The sequence below is a fragment of the Xanthobacter sp. DMC47 genome, assembly GCF_056313845.1.
Genome location: NZ_JBQUZM010000004.1, coordinates 1 through 22,625, shown reverse-complemented (window position 1 = coordinate 22,625; position 22,625 = coordinate 1). Strand labels below are relative to the sequence as shown.

The 22,625-nt window shown below is 66.6% G+C and carries 24 protein-coding genes; 16 read left to right on the top strand and 8 right to left on the bottom strand.

The window, feature by feature from the left end; all coding sequences use genetic code 11:
• Positions 1-31: 31 nt before the first annotated feature.
• Together ACT54R_RS11900 and ACT54R_RS11895 are read right to left on the bottom strand one after the other, a co-directional pair.
• Positions 32-1,102, bottom strand: coding sequence for a rhomboid family intramembrane serine protease (locus ACT54R_RS11900; RefSeq protein ID WP_476326566.1), 1,071 nt, complete (start codon positions 1,100-1,102; stop codon positions 32-34).
• 53 nt (positions 1,103-1,155) lie between these two features.
• Positions 1,156-1,980: an enoyl-CoA hydratase gene (locus ACT54R_RS11895; protein WP_476329159.1), complete on the bottom strand. Its 825-nt coding sequence runs from the start codon at positions 1,978-1,980 to the stop codon at positions 1,156-1,158.
• A 96-nt stretch (positions 1,981-2,076) separates the two neighbouring features.
• Between ACT54R_RS11895 and ACT54R_RS11890 the strand changes: the two genes are divergently transcribed.
• From ACT54R_RS11890 to rpsI, 3 genes are all read left to right on the top strand, one after another.
• The gene (locus tag ACT54R_RS11890; protein WP_476326564.1) at positions 2,077-2,523 is read left to right on the top strand and encodes a PaaI family thioesterase; all 447 of its coding nucleotides are present in this window, start codon (positions 2,077-2,079) and stop codon (positions 2,521-2,523) included.
• A gap of 198 nt (positions 2,524-2,721) precedes the next feature.
• A complete protein-coding gene (gene rplM / locus ACT54R_RS11885; protein WP_168457757.1) occupies positions 2,722-3,183 on the top strand; it encodes a 50S ribosomal protein L13 in 462 nt (153 codons plus the stop codon).
• 1 nt (position 3,184) lies between these two features.
• Positions 3,185-3,664, top strand: coding sequence for a 30S ribosomal protein S9 (rpsI, locus tag ACT54R_RS11880; protein WP_038193505.1), 480 nt, complete (start codon positions 3,185-3,187; stop codon positions 3,662-3,664).
• Positions 3,665-3,747: 83 nt separating this feature from the next.
• Here the strand turns inward: rpsI and ACT54R_RS11875 are convergent, their stop codons facing one another.
• A complete protein-coding gene (locus tag ACT54R_RS11875) occupies positions 3,748-4,098 on the bottom strand; it encodes a cupin domain-containing protein (RefSeq protein ID WP_476326562.1) in 351 nt (116 codons plus the stop codon).
• A gap of 188 nt (positions 4,099-4,286) precedes the next feature.
• On the bottom strand, positions 4,287-4,610 hold the full coding sequence (locus ACT54R_RS11870; RefSeq protein WP_168457759.1) for a hypothetical protein: 324 nt from the start codon (positions 4,608-4,610) through the stop codon (positions 4,287-4,289).
• Between the two features lie 186 nt (positions 4,611-4,796).
• Between ACT54R_RS11870 and ACT54R_RS11865 the strand changes: the two genes are divergently transcribed.
• On the top strand, positions 4,797-5,594 hold the full coding sequence (locus tag ACT54R_RS11865) for a histidine phosphatase family protein (protein ID WP_476326560.1): 798 nt from the start codon (positions 4,797-4,799) through the stop codon (positions 5,592-5,594).
• A gap of 103 nt (positions 5,595-5,697) precedes the next feature.
• Here the strand turns inward: ACT54R_RS11865 and ACT54R_RS11860 are convergent, their stop codons facing one another.
• Complete coding sequence (locus tag ACT54R_RS11860; protein ID WP_024279109.1) at positions 5,698-5,889, bottom strand: hypothetical protein; 192 nt, start codon at positions 5,887-5,889, stop codon at positions 5,698-5,700.
• A 213-nt stretch (positions 5,890-6,102) separates the two neighbouring features.
• Here ACT54R_RS11860 and ACT54R_RS11855 point away from each other — a divergent pair, with 213 nt between their 5' ends.
• Together ACT54R_RS11855 and ACT54R_RS11850 are read left to right on the top strand one after the other, a co-directional pair.
• The gene (locus tag ACT54R_RS11855; RefSeq protein ID WP_476326558.1) at positions 6,103-7,257 is read left to right on the top strand and encodes an AI-2E family transporter; all 1,155 of its coding nucleotides are present in this window, start codon (positions 6,103-6,105) and stop codon (positions 7,255-7,257) included.
• 71 nt (positions 7,258-7,328) lie between these two features.
• Positions 7,329-8,816: a sensor domain-containing diguanylate cyclase gene (locus ACT54R_RS11850; RefSeq protein ID WP_476326556.1), complete on the top strand. Its 1,488-nt coding sequence runs from the start codon at positions 7,329-7,331 to the stop codon at positions 8,814-8,816.
• Between the two features lie 15 nt (positions 8,817-8,831).
• On the opposite strand, the gene ACT54R_RS11845 is transcribed toward ACT54R_RS11850, so the two are convergent.
• The 3 genes from ACT54R_RS11845 to recO form a co-directional block, all read right to left on the bottom strand.
• On the bottom strand, positions 8,832-10,628 hold the full coding sequence (locus ACT54R_RS11845; RefSeq protein WP_476326554.1) for a chloride channel protein: 1,797 nt from the start codon (positions 10,626-10,628) through the stop codon (positions 8,832-8,834).
• A 3-nt stretch (positions 10,629-10,631) separates the two neighbouring features.
• Positions 10,632-12,869 (bottom strand): DNA topoisomerase IV subunit A, encoded by a 2,238-nt coding sequence (gene parC, locus ACT54R_RS11840; protein WP_168457764.1) that lies wholly within the window; start codon positions 12,867-12,869, stop codon positions 10,632-10,634.
• A gap of 533 nt (positions 12,870-13,402) precedes the next feature.
• Positions 13,403-14,134 (bottom strand): DNA repair protein RecO, encoded by a 732-nt coding sequence (gene recO / locus ACT54R_RS11835; RefSeq protein WP_476326552.1) that lies wholly within the window; start codon positions 14,132-14,134, stop codon positions 13,403-13,405.
• Between the two features lie 126 nt (positions 14,135-14,260).
• On the opposite strand from recO, the gene ACT54R_RS11830 reads away from it, so the two are divergent.
• From ACT54R_RS11830 to ACT54R_RS11785, 10 genes are all read left to right on the top strand, one after another.
• Positions 14,261-14,575, top strand: a complete 315-nt coding sequence (locus ACT54R_RS11830) for an FtsB family cell division protein (RefSeq protein WP_476326550.1) — start codon at positions 14,261-14,263, stop codon at positions 14,573-14,575.
• A 161-nt stretch (positions 14,576-14,736) separates the two neighbouring features.
• On the top strand, positions 14,737-15,747 hold the full coding sequence (pdhA, locus tag ACT54R_RS11825) for a pyruvate dehydrogenase (acetyl-transferring) E1 component subunit alpha (protein ID WP_476326548.1): 1,011 nt from the start codon (positions 14,737-14,739) through the stop codon (positions 15,745-15,747).
• A gap of 10 nt (positions 15,748-15,757) precedes the next feature.
• Complete coding sequence (locus tag ACT54R_RS11820; RefSeq protein ID WP_476326546.1) at positions 15,758-16,114, top strand: hypothetical protein; 357 nt, start codon at positions 15,758-15,760, stop codon at positions 16,112-16,114.
• A 5-nt stretch (positions 16,115-16,119) separates the two neighbouring features.
• The gene (locus ACT54R_RS11815) at positions 16,120-17,511 is read left to right on the top strand and encodes a pyruvate dehydrogenase complex E1 component subunit beta (protein WP_168457770.1); all 1,392 of its coding nucleotides are present in this window, start codon (positions 16,120-16,122) and stop codon (positions 17,509-17,511) included.
• Positions 17,508-18,215: a class I SAM-dependent methyltransferase gene (locus ACT54R_RS11810; RefSeq protein ID WP_476326543.1), complete on the top strand. Its 708-nt coding sequence runs from the start codon at positions 17,508-17,510 to the stop codon at positions 18,213-18,215. Before ACT54R_RS11815 ends, ACT54R_RS11810 begins: the two co-directional genes overlap by 4 nt.
• Positions 18,216-18,245: 30 nt before the next feature.
• Complete coding sequence (locus tag ACT54R_RS11805; RefSeq protein ID WP_476326541.1) at positions 18,246-19,613, top strand: pyruvate dehydrogenase complex dihydrolipoamide acetyltransferase; 1,368 nt, start codon at positions 18,246-18,248, stop codon at positions 19,611-19,613.
• A 152-nt stretch (positions 19,614-19,765) separates the two neighbouring features.
• A complete protein-coding gene (locus ACT54R_RS11800) occupies positions 19,766-20,002 on the top strand; it encodes an HP1242/YdcH family protein (protein ID WP_168457773.1) in 237 nt (78 codons plus the stop codon).
• A gap of 97 nt (positions 20,003-20,099) precedes the next feature.
• Positions 20,100-20,735, top strand: a complete 636-nt coding sequence (locus tag ACT54R_RS11795; protein ID WP_476326539.1) for a nucleoside 2-deoxyribosyltransferase — start codon at positions 20,100-20,102, stop codon at positions 20,733-20,735.
• The gene (gene lpdA / locus ACT54R_RS11790; protein ID WP_476326537.1) at positions 20,728-22,143 is read left to right on the top strand and encodes a dihydrolipoyl dehydrogenase; all 1,416 of its coding nucleotides are present in this window, start codon (positions 20,728-20,730) and stop codon (positions 22,141-22,143) included. Before ACT54R_RS11795 ends, lpdA begins: the two co-directional genes overlap by 8 nt.
• A 269-nt stretch (positions 22,144-22,412) precedes the next feature.
• On the top strand, positions 22,413-22,625 hold a 213-nt coding region (locus tag ACT54R_RS11785), incomplete at its 3' end, for a GlsB/YeaQ/YmgE family stress response membrane protein (RefSeq protein ID WP_476326535.1).

Genomic DNA, 22,625 nt, shown 5'->3' with positions numbered 1-22,625 from the left:
GATCATGGTTTATGGAGTGTAAACGGGCTGCTCACAGGCCGAGGCGCCGTCGCCGTTCACCCCGGAGGCCTGGGGAGACGAAGCCCAGATCGGCAACTCCCTTGGCTATGCTGCGGGCGGAAAAGCCCAACGACACTGCGAGCGCGAGAGCGGCTGCAAGCAGCGGCAGTAGTGCTGCGGGTTCGCACAATGGCGCAAGCGCCCCCGGATTGCTTGGCCACGCGCAGATCGCTCCCGCCAGCCGGTCGCCGATCAGGAGCATGGCGGCAGTGTTCAAGACGGCAAGGACGACCGAAGCGATCGCCAGACCGTGCCGGCGCGCCAGAATGAGATCGATCATCTTCGCTATGGCGACGAAGGCCAGAACGAGGAGGGCGGCGGCGCCCGCGACGGCGCCCGGCGTTGGCTGGAGCCGAGGCGCAAGCGGGGCGACGGCGCCCGGCGCGGCAATGGCGAGGATCAACAGGTTGAGCTTCAGGCCTTCCGGGAATTTGCACGCCAGGAACCGCGCATTCCCCCGTTCAATGAGATCAATCACGGCGCACGCCACGAGGCCGGCGGTGAACCCGCCGAGATGCGCGCCCCAGTCGATGCCCCTCGTGCTCAACGACAAGGTGATGTTGAGGCCGATGTTGATGATGAAGAAGCTGGCGGAAAGCTCGATCTTGCCGAGAATCCAGAGGCAGAAGAGCGCGCCGAGCACCCCGGACACCGCTCCGGATGCACCCACCGATAAAAAGGGGCCGTGGTGCGTCGCCAGGCTGACAAGCCCGCCGGCGAGAAGCGCGACAGCGTAGATCACGATGAAATACGTCGCGCCCACCCTGCGCTCCAGATGACCGCCCCAGAGCGCGAGGCACAACATGTTCGTGAAGAGATGCAAGGGGTTCGCATGCAGAAAGCCATACGCTGCGAGCCGCCAGTATTCGCCGCGCGGGAGCACCAGAGGGTAGAGGGCGCCGGCCTGCCACAGGTCCCGACCCACGGGCGCAGCGGCTCCTGTCCGCAGAGCCATCATTCCGAAGGCGGCGACGTTCACGCCGATCAGCAGATAGGTCGCGGCGTGTGGCTGTTCAAAGAAGCCTTGCTTCTGCCCGTGCATCCAGTCCCTCCGCTTCGGAAAGTGCGTCGCCGAAGCGGAGCCGCAGCAGGTGTCTACCTGTCTTCCCACAGGGCTGCACGTTTGGCGAGTACCGCCGAGATGCCTTCGTCCGCATCGCGGGCGAGCATGTTCTCCGCCATCACGCGGGAGGCATAGGCATAGGCGTCGTCGAGCCCCAGCTCGATCTGGGCGTAAAAGGCCGCCTTGCCGAGCTTCACCGGCACTTGGGACTTGTCCGCGATTTTGCGGGCAAGGCCCTGCGCGGCCGCCAGGGCTTCTCCCGCGGGCACGACCCGGTTGATGAGGCCCATGCGCAGGGCGTCGTCCGCCTCGGTCCAATCGCCGAGCAGCAACATCTCCATGGCGTGCTTGCGCGAGAGGTTGCGCGACAGCGCCACCATGGGCGTATGGCAGAACAGGCCGATGTTGACGCCTGGCGTGCAGAAGCGCGCCTTGTCGCCCGCAACCGCGAGATCGCAGCTCGCCACGAGCTGGCAGCCAGCGGCGGTCGCCATGCCCTCCACGGCGGCGATCACAGGCTGGGGCAGGCGGACGATGGCCGTCATCAGCGTGGCGCAGCGCTTCAGCACGTCGTCGAAATAAGCGCGCCCGCGATCCGGGTCGGCGCGATGCGACTGGATTTCCTTCAGGTCGTGCCCGGCAGAATAGACCGGCCCTTCCGCCGCCAGCACCACGGCGCGCGCAGACGAATCCGCCGCCACCTCGCCCAAAGCGGCCGTGAGCGCGGCCATCATCGCCTCGGAGAGGGAATTGCGCTGGGCCGGCCGTGCCAGGGTCAGCGTCACCACCCCGGCGTCGTCGGAGCGGGAGACTGGGGCGGGCAGGGCGGCGTTCACGGCGGCTGTCGCGGGCACGATATTTCCCTTGGCGGTTCCGGATTTGACGTTCCGGCCGCTATCCTATTCACAAGCGTCGGCCGGCGCGAGCCGGGGCGGGCAAGGGGAATTGGCGGGATGACTGCGGCACGAGATGTGGTGATGACGGTGAAGGAACTGGAGACCTTCCTCGCGGCCGAATTCCCGCAAGCCTTCGGACCGGGCCGTGCGCATCATGTGGAGCGTGTCGGCCTGAAGACCGCAACGGTGCGGCTCGATGCCGACGAGAGCCATCTGCGGCCGGGCGGCACCATCTCAGGCCCAGCCATGATGGCGCTGGCGGACGTGGCGGTCTATGTGGCGCTCCTGGCGCAGATCGGGCCGGTCGCGCTGGCGGTGACGACGAATCTCTCCATCAACTTCCTGCGCAAGCCGATGCCCGGTCCGCTCTTCGGTGACGCCCGCATCATCAAGCTCGGCAAGCGTCTCGCGGTGGGCGAGGTGGGAATCCGGGGGCCGGGGGACGACGAACTGGTGGCCCACTGCGTTTCCACCTATTCCATTCCCGACAGGCCGAAAGCCTGATTGCCGCCAAGGCAATGCGAAAACGCGGTAATTTTAGTGGTGCTATTGCACCATTTTTATAAGATACTGTTTTTGCTCATGATTTCGCACACCTCATTCATTGACGCGCGCACCGTGCTCCTCTAGAAGCACCCCATCGTCGGACGCTGCACGGTCCTTTTGGGCCGGGCCGTCCGACTTCTCATTCGGAACGAACCCATGAAGACGTATTCGGCCAAGCCCGCCGAAATCGAGAAGAAGTGGGTGGTGATTGACGCCAGCGGCCTTGTTGTCGGCCGGCTCGCGACCATCATCGCCATGCGCCTGAAGGGCAAGCACCTGCCCATCTACACCCCCCACGTGGATTGCGGCGACAATGTCGTCGTGGTCAACGCCGAGAAGGCGGTGTTCACGGGTCGCAAGAAGGACCAGAAGGTCTACTACCATCACACCGGCTATGCGGGCGGCATCAAGGAACGCACCGCGAAGTTCATTCTCGAAGGCCGCTTCCCGGAGCGTGTCATCGAGAAGGCGGTGGAGCGCATGCTCGCCCGCGGCCCGCTCGGCCGCAAGATCATGGGCAACCTGCGCGTCTACAAGGGCCCTGCCCACCCGCACGAGGCCCAGCAGCCGGTCGCCCTCGACGTGGCGGCTCTCAACCGCAAGAACGTGAGGAACTGACATGGCCGAGGTTCTCCAGTCCCTCGACGCTCTCGGCGCAGCGACCGTCTCGGCCCAGCCCGAAGCCCCCGTTCATGTCCAGAAGCTGGACAAGTTCGGCCGCGCCTATGCCACCGGCAAGCGCAAGGACGCCGTGGCCCGCGTGTGGGTTCGCCCCGGCACCGGCAAGATCACCGTCAATGACCGGGATATCGAGGTGTATTTCGCCCGTCCCGTGCTGCGTCTGATGATCAACCAGCCGTTCCAGGTCGCGGCCCGCGAAGGCCAGTACGATGTGGTCGCCACCGTTTCCGGCGGCGGTCTGTCCGGCCAGGCCGGCGCGCTGCGTCACGGCCTCTCCAAGGCGCTCACCTATTACGAGCCCGAGCTGCGCAGCCCCCTCAAGAAGGGCGGCTTCCTGACCCGCGACAGCCGCGTGGTCGAGCGCAAGAAGTACGGTCGTGCCAAGGCTCGCCGATCGTTCCAGTTCTCGAAGCGCTGATCGCTTCGGCTCACGGTTCGAGGTTTTTGGAAGCGGCGGGATTTCCCCGCCGCTTTCTTTTTGCGCGCGTCGCTTTCCCGCGCTCAGTCGAACCATTCGTCCTCGGGGTCGAAGGCCGGGATGGGAATGTTCAGGATGCGCATGCGGCCGATGGCGCGGTGGCGGCATCCAGGCTTGATAAAGATGGATGTGAGCGGAGAGACGGGCACGCGCTCGCCGTCGAGTTCCATCTCCCCTTCCCCTTCGAGGATCACGTAAATCTCGGTCATGTGCTTGTGGTAGTGGACCCGCGCATCCTCGGTGATGTCGGTGAGGTGAACGGTCGCGAGCTTGTTGTCATCCGTTCCAAACGCGCGGCGCGCGAAGCCGCAGGGGCAGGGCACGGCGGGAATCTCGTCGAGGCGCGAGATCATGTAGTTGGGTGCGGCTTTCATGGGCGGCTCCCTGAGGCACGATCGCTGCGGCTTGTTCCGCCGCAGCGGGCTGGCAGTGCAGCCTTCCGCCTTCTGAATTAGGGACACCGGTCGCCACCGTCAAACCGCTCGCGGCGCGGCCCTCCGGCGCCGCCAACGAAAATGGCCGGGTCTGAGCCCGGCCATGATCTGAAGGATTGCATTATGCCTCAGAAGCTCGGCGTGTCGCCGTCCAGCGGGCTCCACTGACCATTGTTGGTCGGGTCGCCGGGAGGGCCGGAGCCGTAGCCGCCGGAGAGATCGGGCGGGAACACGTAATCCTCGTTGCGGTCGTCGCCGATCTTCACGTCCGGGCGAATGGCAGGGCCGGGGCCCGGATCGAGGTAGTTGCCCTGGGGGATGACGGGCAGCTGGATCACGCGCGGCGTCACCACGACACGCTGCTGCGAGGTCTGGGCGATCGCCTGGACACCCGCCATGGCGATGAGCGCGAGCAAAACGCCGCCCGCCAGCCCATTCGTCCCCAAGCTCATCTCTGCCATCGCAGCGCCCCGCATGCTGCCGGTCCCTGAAATTCATCCGGCTGCCGCGTTGAAGCATGTTCGTGGCGGCCTGTGAAGGGGCCCGAATGGGCTCGTGGCGTGTGGGGTGCCTCCGGCGGGTCCCATTGGCGAACGTTCGGGGACTCGGCTAGCGTCGCGCCATCAGGAGTGACGGTGATGCAAACAATCAAATCGCTCGGGCGGAGGGTTCTGGCTGGCGGCCTCGCGCTCGCGGCGGTGTTTTCCGTGAGCCTTCTCGCAGCGCTGCCAGCTGCTGCTGTTCCGGCTCGCATCATTCTCCTGCGGCATGGCGAGAAGGGGGGGCCGCTCCAGCTCTGCAGCATCGGGCAGGAGCGCGCCCGGGCTCTGGTGGAGTATTACCTCGGAAAGAACGCCAAGAAATCGCTTCTGCGGCCGGGCGAGGTGCCGACGGCCATCCTGGGGCTCTCGCTGCACACGCTGGAAACCATCTATCCCGTCGCAGATTCCTGGGAGCAGCCGGTCATCTTCTATTCGGTGATGCCGGAGATGGTGGACGGCAAGCTCATCATCCGCCAGGACAAGCTCGCGGAACGCAACCGGCAGGCGGTGCATGACGTGTTCACCAAGCCGGAATGGGCCGGCGGAACGCTCATCATGAACTGGGAGCACGTCCACATCGCCAGGCCCCGGCTCGATATCGAGCTGACGCCGGCCCAGCGGGCGATCGTGGAGAAAAAGCATCCCGGCATGCCCGTGCCGACCAAGGCCACGACGCTGTTCGACCTCATGGATCTCGCCGGCATCAAGGTTCCCGACGATTGGCCGGGCGATACCTACGATTATTTCTGGATCATCGATTTCGACCAGCAGACCGGGCTGCCGTCGGCCTTTACGATGATAAAGCAGGAATTCGGGCCGCCTTATGAGAACCTGCCCCAGAATGACTGGGGCACGCCCGAAAATATCTCGGCGTCCGCCGGCTGCACCAAGTGAAGCCGGCGGAGTGCCGGCGCCCGCCAGACCGGCTGTGTGAACCACGACAGCCCTGTCGTCTTCGAGCCAAGGCGGATATAGGTCCTGTCGGCTTCGGCCGGTCCTACTTCTTGACCTTCCGGAGCATCATCTCGATGGCGGTGACGGATTCCGAGACGTTGAGCCAGTTCTCCGCCTGTTCGTCGTTCTTGAACTCCCGCCCGAGGTTGATGGGTTCGTCGTGTCCTTCCACGTGAAGAAAACACGCCCACTTGCCGCTCGGCAGTTGCTCGACCGTGACCTTGTGGTCGGACATGCTGTGTCCTCGCCTTGTCCTTGTTGCTTCAGGGTCGACCGGCCGGAACAGGGCAGGCCGTGACCCGCAGCAGACAATGCAATAGGCCTGCCACGCGGTGAGGGGAGCAGGGCGACCCCGGCGCACAGATCGTCCGCCGGCCGGCTGCCATTGCAAGGCGGGCGGATAACGAGTTCTCTCAGGTAAGGTTGGAGCGGCCAGCTGGACAGGATCATGGAACGACCGCAGGACAGGCCTCGCGAACGGCGTCAGGACCGCCTCCCGGCCAGGGATGGCAGCGAGACGTTCGGCCCCGTGCTCCAGCTGGCGCTGCGGTTCGGCACGCTGGCGCTGCTGTTCGGGTGGTGCTTCACCATCGTCCAGCCGTTCCTGACCTCCATCCTCTGGGGGCTCATCATCGCCATCGCCTCGCACCCCCTGTTCACCCGCCTGTGCGCGGCGCTCAGCGGCAGGACGGCGACGGCGGCCACACTCTTCGTCGTGCTGGCGCTGACACTGTTGGTGCTGCCGGCGCTGCTGCTCGCCGATACCCTGGTCAACAGCCTGAAGCTCCTCGCCCACCACATGGCCGATGGCACGCTGCGCCTGCCGCCTCCGCCGGCGGCCGTCCGCGGCTGGTTCATCGTCGGCGAACCGCTCTACAGCTTCTGGATGCTTGCCTCGACCAATCTTGACCAGGCCATCAGCTCCATCGCCTCCGAACTCACCTGGGCCGGGAAATGGATGCTCGGGTCGGCGACCGGCGTGCTGCTCGGGATCCTGGAGTTCGTCGTCGCCATCTTCGTGGCGGCGGTGCTAATGGCGAATGCAACCAGCGGTCAGCGGATCGCCGGCGACGTGGTCACCCGCCTCGCCGGCGCGGGCGGCCTCGGTTATTCGGACCTTGCCGTGCGCACCATCCGCAGCGTCAGCAAGGGCATCATCGGCGTTGCGCTGATCCAGGCGCTTCTCGCGGGGCTCGGCTTCCTCGCTGCGGACATTCCAGCCGCGGGCCTGCTGGCCCTGCTCTGCCTCATCATCGCCATCGTGCAGCTGCCGCTGGCCATCGTTCTGGTGCCGGTGGCGATCTATGCCTTCACTTTGCTCGACCCGATGCCGGCGGTGATCTTCGCCGTGTGGTGCACCGGCGTCTCGCTCATCGAGCACGTTCTGCGCCCCATCATGCTCGGGCGCGGCGTAGACGTGCCCATGCTGGTCGTCTTCATCGGCGCGATCGGCGGGCTCTTGTCCTCGGGCGTCCTCGGCCTGTTCGTGGGGCCAGTTGTGCTGGCGCTGGGCTACACGCTGATCCTGCACTGGCTCGAGGCGGAGCCGGCCCGGGTGGCGGAGGCGGAGGTCCACCGCAGCGATCGGCCGGCGGCAGAATAAAATCCTCCAGATTTGATCCTTGGTAACAACGCCACCACCCGGATGGTATAGATGTTACCGAGGTAAGGCTGATGGATAAGGTTCTCAAACACCTCTCCTCCGGCCGTCTGCTCCGGTTTGTCACGAGTGCGCTCATCCTCGCCATTGTGGGGATGCAGTCCTTCGCCTTGTGGCGCTCCTATCAGGAAACTTGGCGCGACGGCGAGCGATATACCGCGAACACGATCTCTGTGCTCGCGGGAGCGATCGAGCGCGACTTCCTTCTGGTTGAAGCGAGCCTGTCCAGCCTGGCGGATGCGTTGCGCGAGCCCACCCTGATGGCGCTCCCCTTGGGACTGCGCCAGCATGTCCTGTTTCGCCGCGCGGGCGATGCGACGGACTTTGGCGTGATGCTCGTGCTGGATCCTCAGGGCAATGTTCTGTTCGATGATTCCGAAGAAGATCTGAGCGCCATCAATTTCGCCGATCGGGACTACTTCCGCGTGCAAAGGGACAACCCGAACGCAGGCATCTACGTCAGCCGGCCATTCGTTTCTCGTCTTGCGGCGTCTCAGTTCGCCATCGGTATCAGCCGAAGGCTGAATGGACCGGACGGGTCTTTCGCGGGCGTCGTGGTGGCCTCCATTCGCCTTGTCTATTTCCGGCAGCTTTTCGAGCGTGTGAAGCTGCCGCCCGGGGGCATCATCCGGCTGACCCGGACGGATGGCACCGTCGTCCTGCGCTACCCATCCACGGATGGCCGGGGGAACGTGGGGGATCGCGTGACGCCGGACGTGCTCCAGCGGCTGGCGTCAGGACCGTCGGGGGACTGGAGGGTAGAAACATCCCGGCTCGATGGGCAGCGCAGATTCCTGCGGACGGCGCTCATCGAAGGGTATCCGCTCTCTGTTACCGTTGGCGTCTCCGCGCGCCAGCAGTTCGGCGGTTGGTACGTGCGGGCGGCCATCACCCTTGCACTCACGCTCACGATATCGCTTCTCCTGGCGCTTACGGTCTCGGCGCTCTCCACGTCGCTGCGCCGCAGCCGGGAGATGGAGGCCCAGCTTGAGCGCATGGCCATCACAGACTCTCTGACCGGACTACCCAATCGCCGCGCGCTCGACCTGACGCTGGAGGCGGAAATGCACCGCGCCCGCCGCGAGCAGCGCGAACTCGCGGTGCTCATGGTCGATATCGACCACTTCAAGCGGGTGAATGACACTTATGGGCACGCAATGGGCGACGCCGTGCTCGCCGAGGTCGCTCACCGCGTCGAGCGTGGCGCACGCCGTCCGGGGGATTTTGTCTGCCGGTATGGCGGGGAGGAATTCGTCGTGGTCCTTCCCGAGACGCCGTCGGCGGGAGCGGACCTCGTGGCCGAGCGCATTCGCGCGAATGTCGCTGCGCTTCCGATCGTCACCCACGGCATGTCCATCGAAATCACGGTCAGCGTGGGCATCGCCTCCGCGCGGGGGGATGATGGGCCGGGAGAGTTGATCGCACGGAGCGATACGGCGCTTTATACGGCGAAGCGGGCCGGGCGAAACCGCGTGGCGCGGCTCGAAACGTTCGCAGCCTGAGACCGGACCTGCGCGTCAGTCTTCCGCGCCCAGGCCCCGCCGCGCCCGCTCGAGTTCGGCGGCATAGCGCTTGAGGACGTGGGATTCTCCCAACAGACCCAGCAGATGGCGGTTGTCGCGGTCGTCCACCACCGCGAGGTCTTCCGCCTTCGCGGCATCGAAGGCCAGAGAAGCTTCCCTAACGTTCATAGCGGGCAGCAACACATGGTCGCGATGGGTGGCGAGCGCGGAAACTTCCGTCTCGCCGGGTTCGAGGGATGCATAGGCCTCGGACAGGCGCAGCAGCCCGCCATAGCCGCCTGCCGCGTCCACCAGCACCACCATGCGGGTGGAGCCCAGGGCATAGCGGGCACGCAGGGCATCCAGCGTCCCGTCTTGCGGGAAGGTTGGAAAGTCCGTCCGCATCATCTTCGCGACTGTGAGATCTCGCATCCACCCGACATCCTGCGCGCCGCGGATGGTCTCGCCGCGCAGGTGCAGGCGCCAGGTGGAGAACGAGTAGCCGAACGTTTCGCGCACGGTCAGGGAGGTGACGACGGCCGCGGCCATGACGAAGCCGGAGAGAGAAATGTCCCGCGTCATCTCCAGCACGAGGAAGCTCATGGTGAGCGGGCCGCCGATGACGCCAACCGCCAAGGCCCCCATGCCCACCACCGCCGCCACGGACGGATCGAGGTGGAAGCCGGGGAAGGCGACGGCCAGCAGTCCGCCATAGAGCTTGCCCATCAGCGCGCCGAGGAACAGCGAGGCGAAGAACAGGCCGCCGCGGAAACCCGATCCGATCGAGAGGGCGGAGGCGAGGATCTTCAGGCCGAACACGATGGCGACGGAGGCCGTCACCGCGCTCCCCACCTGCGCATGGAGCGCGCCGTGCCCATCCGAGAGGACCTGCGGGCTGTAAAGCGCCAGCGCGCCGATGCCGATGCCGGCCACCATCGGCCGCAGCGGCGCGGGAATGCGGCTCATGCCGAACAGCGTCTCGACCGTCGTCACGAGCCGCATGATGACGATGGCGACGGCCGCGGCCGCGAGGCCGAGGAAGAGGATGGGCAGGATGTCCACCGGCCCGAGGTTCGGGTCGAGCGGCATGTGCAGCGGCTCCACATGGGCGCCGAGCAGCCGCGCCGTCATCACTGCCGACACCGTGCCGGCGAGCACCGGCGCCGCCGCCGGAATGGAATAGGAGCCGATGACGATCTCGAAACCGTAGAAGGCGCCCATCAGCGGGGCATCGAAGGCCGCGCCGATGCCTGCCGCGGCGCCGGCGCCGACGAGGATGCGCAGGTCGTTGCGTCGGAGCTTGAAGGTCAGACCCAGCCGGGAGGCGATGCCCGAGCCGATCTGCGAATAGCCGGCCTCAAGCCCCAGAGACGCGCCAAAGCCGTTGGAGACCATGGTCTGCAGGGCGACGATGATGCTGTCGGTGAGCGACATCCGCCCGCCATGCAGCGCGTTCGCCTCGATGGGATCGACGAAAGGGTGTCGGCGCCAGCGCTTCAGCGCAACCGCGATCAGCCCCATCGCCGCGCCGCCGACGGCGGGGACGAGGATCAGCCAGGGCGAGGCGAGGGCAGGGGACGACGACAGGCGCTCGCCCGGCGCGAGCCAGAACAGCACCTCGTGCATCCACTGGGTGGTGGCACTCATGACGCTGGCCGCAATGCCGGCCAGCACACCCATGACGGCGGCGATGAGGACGAGCGCGGTTTCCCGCGCCCGGACCGCCGATTGAGCCTTGTCGATGAGACGACGGAGCGCCGCCCGCTCGGCGGGAGCCGGTGCGCGCCCGGCCTCGGGGGAGGGCGCGTCCATGCCTCAGCCGAACGTGTTGGTGCGGGGGAACCCCTTGGGCGGCAGACGGCCCGCCGAGGCGCGTTCGCCCTGCCACTCGATGAGATCGGTGACCGTCCAGGTCCGCCCGGAGGTATCCTCCCAGGTCAGGCCGGTGGCCATGGGGAACACCTTGAGGTCGGAGAGGCCGCCGTCCTTGTAGCGCTGCAGGCGCACGCCGCGGCCACGCGACATCTCCGGCACTTGATTGAGCGGGAAGACCAGCATCTTGCGGTTCTCGCCGATCACCGCCACCCAGTCGCCATCGACGAAGCGCACCGCCAGCGCGGCGTCCGGCGGATCGGTGACGAGCACCTGCTTGCCCTTGCGGGTATTGGCGAGGCAATCGTCCTCCGGCACCACAAACCCGCGGCCCTGCTTCGATGCCACCAGAAGCTTGCGCCCGGCCTGATAGGCGAAGACGGAAACGATCTCCGCCTCCTGCTCCAGGTCGATCATCAGCCGCACCGGTTCGCCATGGCCGCGCCCGCCGGGAAGCTTTGAGGCGTCCAGCGTGTAGAAGCGACCGTTGGAGGCGAACACCATCACCTTGGAAGTGGTCTCGGCGAAGAAGGCGTGGCCATGGCTGTCGTCGCCCTTGAACTGCAGGTTCGACACGTCCGCCACATGGCCCTTCAGCGCGCGGATCCAGCCCTTCGCCGAGACCACGACGGTGATGGGCTCGCGTTCCACCAGCGCCTCGGTGAAGGCGTCCTCGTGGACCGTCGGGGCCACCGCGAAAGTCGTGCGGCGCCGGCCGAGCTCGGTCTCGGGGCCGTAGGTCTTGCGGGTCTCGCGGATTTCCTTGGAGATGGCCTTCCACTGAGCCGTCTCGGAGGCGACGAGGCGGTTGAGCCCGTCCTGCTCCTTGGAGAGCGCATCGTGCTCCTTGCGGATTTCCATCTCTTCCAGGCGACGCAGGGAGCGCAGCCGCATGTTGAGAATGGCTTCCGCCTGAACGTCGGTCAGCTCGAAGGTCTGCATCAGCGAGACCTTCGGCTCGTCCTCCTCGCGGATGATGCGGATCACCTCGTCGAGGTTGAGGTAAGCGATCAGGTAACCGCCCAGCACCTCCAGCCGGTGCGCGATCTGGTCGAGCCGGTAGCGGGAGCGGCGCAGCAACACGTCGCGGCGGTGGTCCAGCCACTCGCGCAGCGCCTCCGCCAGCGACAGCACCTTGGGAATCTGGCCCTTGACCAGCACGTTCATGTTGAGCGGGATGCGCGCCTCAAGCTCGGTGAGCTTGAACAGGCTCTCCATCAAGACTTCCGCATCGACGGTGCGGGCGCGCGGCTCCAGCACCAGGCGGATGTCCTCGGCGCTCTCGTCGCGGACGTCGGCGAGCAGCGGCAGTTTCTTGTCGGTGAGCAGCTCGGCGATCTTCTCGACGAGGCGGGATTTCGCGACGCCGTAAGGGATCTCCGTCACCACCACCACATAGCTGCCGCGGCCGGTCTCCTCCTTCTCCCAGCGGGCGCGGACGCGGAACGAGCCGCGCCCCGTCGCATAGGCCTCGGCGACGCCAACCTGATCTTCCACCAGCACGCCGCCGGTGGGGAAATCCGGGCCGGGCACAAACTTCAGCAGGTCGAACGCGAGCGCGTCCGGATGGTCGATGAGGTGTAGCGCGGCATCCAGCAACTCCGCCGCATTGTGGGGCGGGATGGAGGTCGCCATGCCGACGGCGATGCCCTGCGAGCCGTTGGCGAGAAGGTTCGGGAAGGCGGCCGGCAAAACCGCCGGCTCTTCCTCCGATCCGTCATAGGTCGGGCGGAAGTCCACAGCGTCCTCGTCGATGCCGTCCAGCAGCAGCCGGGCGGTCTCGGTGAGGCGGGCCTCGGTGTATCGCATGGCAGCGGCGTTATCGCCGTCCACATTGCCGAAATTGCCCTGGCCATCGACCAAAGGATACCGTTGGGCGAAGTCCTGGGCGAGGCGCACCAGCGCGTCATAGACGGACTGGTCGCCGTGCGGGTGGAACTTGCCGATGACATCGCCTACCACGCGGGCGGACTTCTTGAACCCCTGCCCGGGATCCAGCCGCAGCTGCCGCATGGCGTGGAGGATGCGCCGGTGCACCGGCTTCAAACCGTCGCGCGCGTCGGGCAGCGCGCGGTGCATGATGGTCGAGAGGGCATACGCGAGGTAGCGCTCTTCCAGCGCCTCCTTCAGCGTGACTTTCTCGATGTTCCCGTCGCCGGGCGGAAGTGTGCGGGTGGCCATGCCTCGCAGTACCTCGCGCGCGTGCGTGCGACAAGCCCGCGCCACCAGCTCGGACGGGTGCGATCCCCTGCCTTCCGCAGCCCCTTCAGCCGCGATCTCGCCGCAAGACTGAACCGATCGTCAAGTCTGAGGCGTGCCGTAGCGGCAAAAAGCAGGAATGTACCGCACAAGGCCACATTCTGCGGCCAAGCACGCGCTTAAGATGTCATCCCCGGAACAAAATGCCGCCCCTGCGACGTTTCAGCATTGATCTGCGAGCGCTTTGCTACGTTCACGTCAAGAGGAGAAGGTCCAATGAAGGTTGCAACTCTTGCGGCGGGGGGAGTGGTTGCGTTGGCGCTTCTTGGTGCGGCGCCTTCGGCATCGGCCGGATCACTTGCAGGTAGCGCGGGAAGCTTCGCCGGTGCCGCCCATGAACAGGCGAAGGTCGAGGATGTTCGCTGGGTGCGCCGCTGCTGGCAGGTTCGCCGCTGGTGGAACGGACGTCCCCATTGGGTGACCCGCTGCCGCAACGTCTGGGTCGGACCCCGTCCCTATCGCTGGTGATCGGCGCTTCGCCGCCATGACGCCAGGAAGGCCGCGCGGGATTCCGAAAAGCCGAGCCCGCGCGGCTCAAGCGCACGCAGCAGCAGGAAGTGGCCGGTGATCGCCAAGGCAGCTTCCACATCCTCGGCGGAAGGTGGTGCCCCGGACAGGAGAAACGGCGGCAAGGGAAGCAGCCGGTCGGCATAGGGGGCCCCTGCCCCGCGGGAGACCGCCCGCCCGCTTTTCGGGGAGACATAGACGAGATCGTCGCGCTGTCCGGTCGCGGCGCAGCTCTCTAACTCCAGCCCGAACCCCAATTCTGAAAGCATGGCGAGTTCGAAGCGGGCGAGCAGCATGCCGGCGGATTCTGCTTCCCCCAGGGCATCGAGAATCGCCCCGAGGGTGAGGAACAGCTCCTCATGGGGGTCGCGTTCGGGCAGCAAGTGGAGCAGCTGCGCCATGTGCGTGAACCCGAAGGCGGCGTGGGGCGCCTCCATGAGCAGGCCGGCGCGGACCACAGACGCTTCGAGCGCGTAGTTTCCCATATGTTCGTCGAGACGGGCCCGCCATGTCGCACTCACCGAGTTGCCGGGCTGGAGAACGGGCGCCAGGCGACGGGAAGCCCCGCCGCGCACCATGCCGAGATGACGGCCGCGACGGCGCGTCAGCAACTCGACGATGGCATTGCCTTCGCCGTGCCGCCTGACCCCCAGCACGATGCCGTCGTCCGTCCACTCCACAGACCTTGCGCTCCTGCCTGCGATTCACGCCGCGCAGTTGAAACGCGGACATCCCCGAGCGCAACTCCGGGCGGGGATCTGGCGCGCCTTAACAGGGCGGAAACCAGAACTCGCGAAGATAGGCTCATGCAAAGCCGCTCGCGCCTCCAGACCATCCTTGCCACGCTCGCCCTCCATGTGGGGGCCGCGGCGCTCATCGGCTACTTCGCCTACCACGCCTACATTGGTGACCATGGCCTCCTTGCGCGACGCAACTACGAGCAGGAGATGAAGGCCCTCGAATCCGATCTCGCCGCCCTCAAGGCGCAACGGCAGGCGATGGAGAACAAGGTCTCCCTTCTGGCCCCCAGCCAGCTCGATCCGGACATGCTGGACGAGGAGGCGCGGCGGCAATTGAACTTCATAAACACCAAGGATCTTGTGCTGCTTCGCAGCAAATGAACTGAAAATGAGTTCAAGGGGCGATTGAACCATTATTTGGTTCAATCATTGCAGCGCAAGTGTTTGCAACGTGTTGCGGTGCAGCAAAGAAAAATTCCCGCTTTCAGGCCGCTCAGGGGTGCGTTAGAGAGGCGCAGTTCCAGAGCTTCCTGAGGATGTCGATGGCCGCCAAGAAGACTTCCCCCCGGACCACCGCGCCGTCCGGGCCGGTACCTTTCACCAAGGACCAGGACCTCGAAGCCTACCGCGAGATGCTGCTCATCCGCCGCTTCGAGGAAAAGGCCGGCCAGATGTACGGCATGGGCCTCATCGGCGGCTTCTGCCACCTCTACATCGGCCAGGAAGCCGTCGTGGTCGGGATGCAGCTGGCGATGAAGCCGGGCGATCAGGTCATCACCGGCTACCGCGATCATGGGCACATGCTGTCCACCGGCATGGATGCCAAGGGCGTCATGGCCGAGTTGACCGGTCGCCGCGGCGGCCTGTCGAAGGGCAAGGGCGGCTCGATGCACATGTTCAGCATCGAGAAGCAGTTCTTCGGCGGCCACGGCATCGTCGGTGCTCAGGTGTCGCTCGGCACCGGCCTCGCCTTCGCCGACCGCTACCGCGAGAACGGCAACGTCTCCGTCACCTATTTCGGCGACGGCGCAGCCAACCAGGGCCAGGTCTACGAGAGCTTCAACATGGCCGAGCTGTGGAAGCTTCCGGTCGTGTACGTGATCGAGAACAACAAGTACGCCATGGGCACCTCCGTGTCCCGCGCCTCGGCCCAGCAGGACTTCTCCAAGCGCGGCACGTCCTTCAACATCCCCGGCGAGCAGGTGGATGGCATGGATGTGCAGGCGGTGAAGGCCGCCGGCGAACGGGCGCTCGCCTTCGCCCGCGAAGGCAATGGCCCCTACATCCTCGAGATGCAGACCTACCGCTATCGCGGCCACTCCATGTCGGACCCGGCGAAATACCGGTCCAAGGAGGAGGTGCAGAAGATGCGGACCGAGCACGATCCCATCGAGCAGGTGCGCACCCGCCTCCTCGACGGCCACAAGGTCAGCGAGGACGATCTCAAGAAGATCGACGCCGACGTCCGCGAGATCGTCAATGCTGCCGCGGACTTCGCCAGCAGCGATCCGGAGCCTGACGTCGCCGAACTCTACACGGACATCCTGCGCTGAGGCCCGGCCCGTGGCCGAACTCTTCCATGTGATCGCCGGGGCGGCGCTCATCGCCGCCATCGGCGCCTGGGTCGTCGCCGTGCGCGGCGGCCGCTCCGCCCTCGCCGCCGAGCGGGCGGCTGGACGGCCCGTCGGCGCGGGCAGCTACCTTCTGCTCGCGCTCTGGCCCTTCGCCGTCGGTCGCTCCGGCATCGCCGAGGACGCCGACCGGGTGCGTACCGGCAAGGCGGCCGTCGCCTTCTTCGTTTCCCTGACCGTCGCGATCGCGGCCATCTCCGCCTACACCAACCTCACCTTCAAGCGCGACCATGCGGCCCCGGCCGGCGCCACGCCGTCCGTCCCCGCCACCGCGCCGAGCAAGAGCTGACAGCCATGGCCATCGAAGTCCTCATGCCGGCCCTGTCTCCCACCATGGAGAAGGGCAACCTCACCAAGTGGGTGAAAAAGGAAGGTGACACGGTCAAGTCCGGCGACGTGCTCGCCGAGATCGAGACCGACAAGGCCACCATGGAAGTGGAGGCCGTCGACGAGGGCATCCTCGGCAAGATCCTGGTGCCGGAAGGCGCGCAGGACGTGGCGGTGAACACGCCCATCGCCACCATCCTGGCCGACGGCGAGGATGCGAACGCCGCTCCCGCCCCCGCCGCCAAGGCCGCCGAGAGCGCGCCGTCTCCCGCCGCTGCCGCGGCGCCGGTCGCGCCTGTCAGCCCCGCTCCCTCCGCCGTCGCGTCCCCGCCGCAGGTGTCGGCCCAACCCGATCCGGAAGTGCCGCCCGGCACTGAATTCGTCACCCAGACGGTCCGCGAGGCCCTGCGCGACGCCATGGCCGAGGAGATGCGCCGCGATGGCGATGTCTTCGTCATGGGCGAGGAAGTGGCCGAGTATCAGGGTGCCTACAAGATCACCCAGGGTCTACTCCAGGAATTCGGCGCCCGCCGCGTGATCGACACGCCCATCACCGAGCACGGCTTTGCCGGTGTCGGCGTCGGCGCGGCCATGGCGGGACTGAAGCCCATCGTGGAGTTCATGACCTTCAACTTCGCCATGCAGGCGATCGACCACATCATCAACTCCGCCGCCAAGACGCTGTACATGTCCGGCGGGCAGGTCCACTGCTCCATCGTCTTCCGCGGCCCCAACGGCGCCGCCGCGCGTGTCGCCGCCCAGCACAGCCAGGATTATACCGCCTGGTATTCCAACGTCCCCGGCCTGAAGGTCATCGCGCCCTATTCGGCCGCCGACGCCAAGGGCCTGCTCAAGGCCGCCATCCGCGATCCCAACCCCGTCATCTTCCTCGAGAACGAGATCCTTTACGGCCACTCCTTCGAGGTGCCGAAGCTTGACGATTACGTGCTGCCCATCGGCAAGGCGCGGATCGCACGGTCGGGCAAGGATGTGACGCTGGTATCCTTCTCCATCGGCATGACCTACGCGCTCAAGGCGGCCGAGGAACTTGCGAAGCAGGGCATCGAGGCCGAGGTCATCGACCTGCGCACCATCCGCCCCATGGATGTCGACACCATCGTCGCATCGGTGAAGAAGACCGGCCGCTGCGTCACGGTGGAAGAGGGCTGGCCGCAGTCCGGCATCGGCGCCGAGATCGCCGCCCAGCTCATGGACAAGGCCTTTGATTTCCTTGACGCGCCGGTCCTGCGCGTCACCGGCAAGGACGTGCCGATGCCGTATGCCGCGAACCTGGAAAAGCTGGCGCTGCCGTCGGTTGCGGAGGTGATCGAGGCGGTCAAGGCGGTCACCTACAAATGACCGCCGGCGAGAAGGCCGGCACCGCGCCGACCACCTATTACGACCTCGATCACGTGGCGCGCCACGTGCAGCAGGGACAGCACCGCGAAGTCATCGGCGGCCTCTGGGAAGAGGTCGGCCGGCTGCAGCGGGATTTCCTTGTGAAGCAGGGGCTTAAGCCGCACCACCGGCTGGTGGACATCGGCTGCGGCAGCCTGCGCGGCGGGGTCAAGTTCGTCGCCTATCTCGATGCCGACCGGTACTATGGGATCGACCTCAGCGGCGATCTCCTCGAGGCCGGCTACGCCGAGGAGATCGTCCCGGCCGGGCTCGATGCCAAGCTGCCGCGCGACCATCTGAGTGTGTCTGACAGCTTCGATATCGGTGGGTTCCGGGTGCTGTTCGATATGGGAATCGCGCAGTCCGTCTTCAGTCACCTGCCGATGCCGTATCTGGTCGATTGCCTCGCCCGGATCGCCCCCCATTTCGTCCCCGGCGGTATCTTTTTCGTCACCTGCTTCCTCGTGCCCGACGGCAAGTTCGGGCGCGAGGTCAAGCAAGGCAAGGGTGGGGTGGTGACGTTCCCGGACAAGGATCCATACCACTATACCCAGGCGCAGCTTTCCACGGCGCTGGCCGGCGATCCCAATTGGGAAATGAAGGTCATCGGCGACTGGTCCCATCCCCGCCAGCAGCAGATGCTCGCCTTCGTCCGGCGTCGCTGAGGGTTTTTGCTTTTTCGAAAGGCCAAGAAGATGCCCATCGAAATCCTGATGCCGGCCCTGTCTCCCACCATGGAGAAGGGCAACCTCGCCAAGTGGCTCAAGAAGGAAGGCGACAAGGTCAAGTCCGGCGACGTGCTCGCCGAGATCGAGACCGACAAGGCCACCATGGAAGTCGAGTCCATCGACGAGGGTGTGCTCGCCAAGATCCTGGTGCCGGAAGGCTCGCAGGACGTGCCGGTGAACCAGCTCATCGCCATCCTCGCTGGCGAGGGTGAGGACGTGGCCGCCGCTGCTGCCGGCAAGGGCGCTGCCGCCCCAGCCGCTGCGCCTGCTGCCGCGCCCGCGCCTGCCGCTGCTGCTCCTGCTGCGAGCCCGGCTCCTTCAGCCGCTCCCGCTCCTGCGGCGGCTGCGCCGGCGTCGAACGGACAGGGCGGGCGTGTGTTCGCCTCGCCGCTCGCCCGCCGCATCGCCAAGGACAAGGGCATTGACCTCGGCAGCCTGTCGGGCTCCGGCCCGCACGGCCGCATCGTCGCCCGCGACCTCGAAGGCGCCCAGCCCGGCGCGAAGCCGGCGGCGGCGCCCGCCGCGGCGGCTGCGGCAGCTCCGGCTCCGGCCGCTGCGGCGCCCGCGCCCAAGGCTGCGGCGGCGCTCTCCGGTCCAACGGCGGATCAGGTGAAGGCCATGTTCGAGGCCGGCACCTACGAGGAAGTGCAACTCGACGGCATGCGCAAGACCATCGCGCGCCGTCTGGTGGAGAGTGAGCAGCTCACCCCGCACTTCTACCTGACGGTGGATTGCGACCTCGACGACCTCATGGCCCTGCGCGAGCAGGTCAATGCCAATGCGTCGAAGGACAAGGACGGCAAGCCGTCCTACCGCGTGTCGGTCAACGACTTCATCATCAAGGCGCTGGCGCTCGCGCTCCAGAAGGTGCCGGCGGCCAATGCCGTGTGGGCCGAGGACCGCATCCTGCGCATGAAGCATTCGGATGTGGGCGTGGCGGTCGCCATCGACGGCGGCCTCTATGCCCCCATCGTGAAGAAGGCGGAGCAGAAGACCCTCTCCACCATCTCCAACGAGATGCGCGACCTTGCCGCCCGCGCGCGCACCAAGAAGCTGAAGCCGGAGGAATATTCCGGCGGCTCCACCTCCGTGTCGAACCTCGGCATGATGGGGATGCGCAACTTCACCGCCATCATCAACGCGCCCCAGTCCTCCATCCTCGCGGTGGGCGCTTCGGAGCAGCGTGCCGTGGTGAAGGGCGGCGAGGTGAAGGTTGTCACCCAGATGACCGTCACCATGACCTGCGACCACCGGGTGATGGACGGCGCGCTCGGCGCCGAACTGCTTAGCGCGTTCAAGGGCTTCATCGAGAAGCCCATGGCGATGCTGGTGTGAGGTCGTAGCGCCAGCGGCTCAGGCCGGCGCGGGGCTTGCGCCTCCGCTGGCGGGCCTGACAGGGCTGCGGCAGATCAAATCCTGCCGCAGCGGAGCAGTGTAGCTGCGGGACAGCGGCGCCCCGCGCCGTTCGACCCGAGAAAGGAACAACAATGAGCCACACGCCCCACGAGCTCGCCGCCGACTTCCCGGAATATGCCGAGAAGATCCAGGCGCTGAAGCTCTCCGACGCTCATTTCGCCAAGCTCCACGAGGCTTATCACGAGGTGAACCGGCAGGTTCACCGGGCCGAGACCGACGTGGAGCCCACCGGCGACGAGGAGATCGAAGCCATGCGCCGCGAGCGCATGCGCCTGAAGGATGAGCTTTACGCCATCCTCACCAAGTGAGGCGCTGACGGGGCTGGTTCCCGCCCCGGTGCAGCCTGACCCCTCTCCCGCGCGCGGGGGAGGGATCGAACGGGGAACGGAAGGACAAGCCCACCCGATGAAGCTCTATCTCGCCGGCCCGGAGGTGTTCCTCGACGATGCGCGCGAGATCGGCCGGCGCAAGGTGGAGCTGTGCGCCCGTCACGGGTTCACCGGGCTGTTCCCCCTCGATGGCGAGATCGCCCTCGATGCGGCCGGCGGGGTTTCCGCCGCCGCGATCTTCGCCGCCAATCTCGGGCTGATGCGGACCGCCGACGCGGTGCTCGCCAACCTCACGCCCTTCCGCGGCATCAGCGCCGATCCCGGCACCGCCTTCGAGGTCGGGTTCGCCTTCGCTCTCGGCAAGCCGGTTGCCGCCTATTCCAATCATCCCGGCGAGTTGAAGCACCGCGCCCGCGCCACCATCGGCCTGGCGCCCGAGGGGCCGGACAGCCTCATGGCCGACGGCCTCCATGTGGAGGACTTCGGCCATTTCGACAATCTCATGCTGGCCGAGGCGCTTCATGCCTCCTGCCTGCCGGTGATCCAGGCCGAAGCCCCGGCCGAGGATCCCTTCCGCGACCTTTCCCTGTTCGAGGAGGCGCTTTTGCGCCTCGCCGAAGCCCACGCCGGCGGCCGCCTCGGGACGCCCCGATCCCCATCACGACCAGAGCCCGCCGCATCAGCGCGCGGCGAGGAGACCTTCCATGGCTGACACTTACGACATCATCGTCATCGGCGGCGGGCCGGGCGGCTACGTGGCCGCGATCCGCGCCGCGCAGCTCGGTTTCAAGACCGCGGTGGTGGAGAAGAGCCACCTCGGCGGCATCTGCCTGAACTGGGGCTGCATCCCCACCAAGGCGCTGCTGCGCTCCGCCGAGATCTACCACTATATGGAGCACGCCAAGGATTACGGCCTCTCTGCCGAGAAGATCGGCTTCGATGCGGCGGCCGTGGTGAAGCGCTCGCGCGGCGTCTCCTCCCAGCTCGCCACCGGCGTCGGCTTCCTGCTGAACAAGAACAAGGTGGACGTGATCTGGGGCAAGGCCACCTTCACCGCCCCCGGCAAGCTCAAGGTCGAGGCCAGCCCGAACCCGCCCAAGAACGCCAAGGGCGGCGGCGACTACACCGCCAAGCACATTATCGTCGCCACCGGCGCCCGCCCGCGCGCCCTGCCGGGCCTCGAGCCCGACAAGAAGCTGATCTGGACCTATTTCGAGGCCATGGTGCCCGAGACCATGCCCAAGAGCCTGCTGGTCATGGGGTCCGGCGCCATCGGCATCGAGTTCGCCTCCTTCTACCGCACCATGGGCGTGGACGTGACCGTGGTGGAGGTGCTGCCGCAGATCCTCCCCGTGGAGGACGAGGAAATCGCCGCCATCGCCCGCAAGCGCTTCGAGAAGCTGGGCATGAAGATCATGTCCGGCGCCAAGGTGACGGGCGTGACCAAGCACGCGGACAGCATCACCGCCCATGTGGAAGATTCCAAGGGCGCCAAGCACGACATCACCGTGGACCGGATGATCTCCGCCGTGGGCGTGGTGGGCAATGTGGAGGGCCTCGGGCTCGAGGCCATCGGCGTGAAGATCGAGCGCGGCATCATCGTTGCCGACGGCTATGGCCGCACCAGCGTGCCCGGCGTCTATGCCATCGGCGACATCGCCGGCCCGCCCATGCTGGCGCACAAGGCCGAGCACGAGGGCGTGATCTGCGTGGAGACCATCAAGGGCCTCCACACCCACCCCATGGACAAGTTGAAGATCCCGGGCTGCACCTATTGCACGCCGCAGATCGCCTCCGTGGGCCTCACCGAGAAGAAGGTCAAGGAGGCCGGACGCGAGATCAAGGTCGGCCGCTTCCCCTTCATCGGCAACGGCAAGGCCATCGCGCTCGGCGAGCCGGACGGCCTGGTGAAGACCATCTTCGATGCCAAGACCGGCGAACTGCTCGGCGCCCACATGGTGGGTGCGGAAGTGACCGAGCTGATCCAGGGCTTCGTCATCGCCATGAACCTCGAGACCACCGAGGAAGACCTCATCCACGCCGTGTTCCCGCACCCGACCCTGTCCGAGATGATGCACGAGAGCGTCATGGCGGCCTACGGGCGCGCGATCCACGTGTGAGGGAGCGTATCCCGGCCGAGCGCAACGGCACGTGAGTGCCGAGGAGCGAGAGCCGGGATCCAGCGCAAGGACTCAGCCGAAGGCGGCTCTTTCCTGCCGCCCACGCTTGTGTCCGCTGGGCGGGAGTCTTGCGCTGGCCCCCGGCTCGGCGCTCCGGCTGCGCCGTCGCTGGTCCGGGGAACCGGAGCGGGACCGCTCGCCAAGCGGAGCCGTTGGCGGCATGATCCGGACGCGCCCTCGCTTCTGCGGGCGCGTGCGAGGGGACCATCATGGACCAGCAGACCTACGCATTCCTGAGCCAGCCGGGCGTCGGCTTCTTCTCGCTCATCATCATCGGCATCATCGCCGGCTGGGTGGCGGAGCGGGTGACGGCGAGCAACCACGGCCTGCTGACGAACCTTCTCGTCGGCGTGGCGGGCGCCTTCATCGGCGACAAGCTGGCGGGCGTGCTGGAGGTGCCGGTCCACGGCTTCTTCCGCACG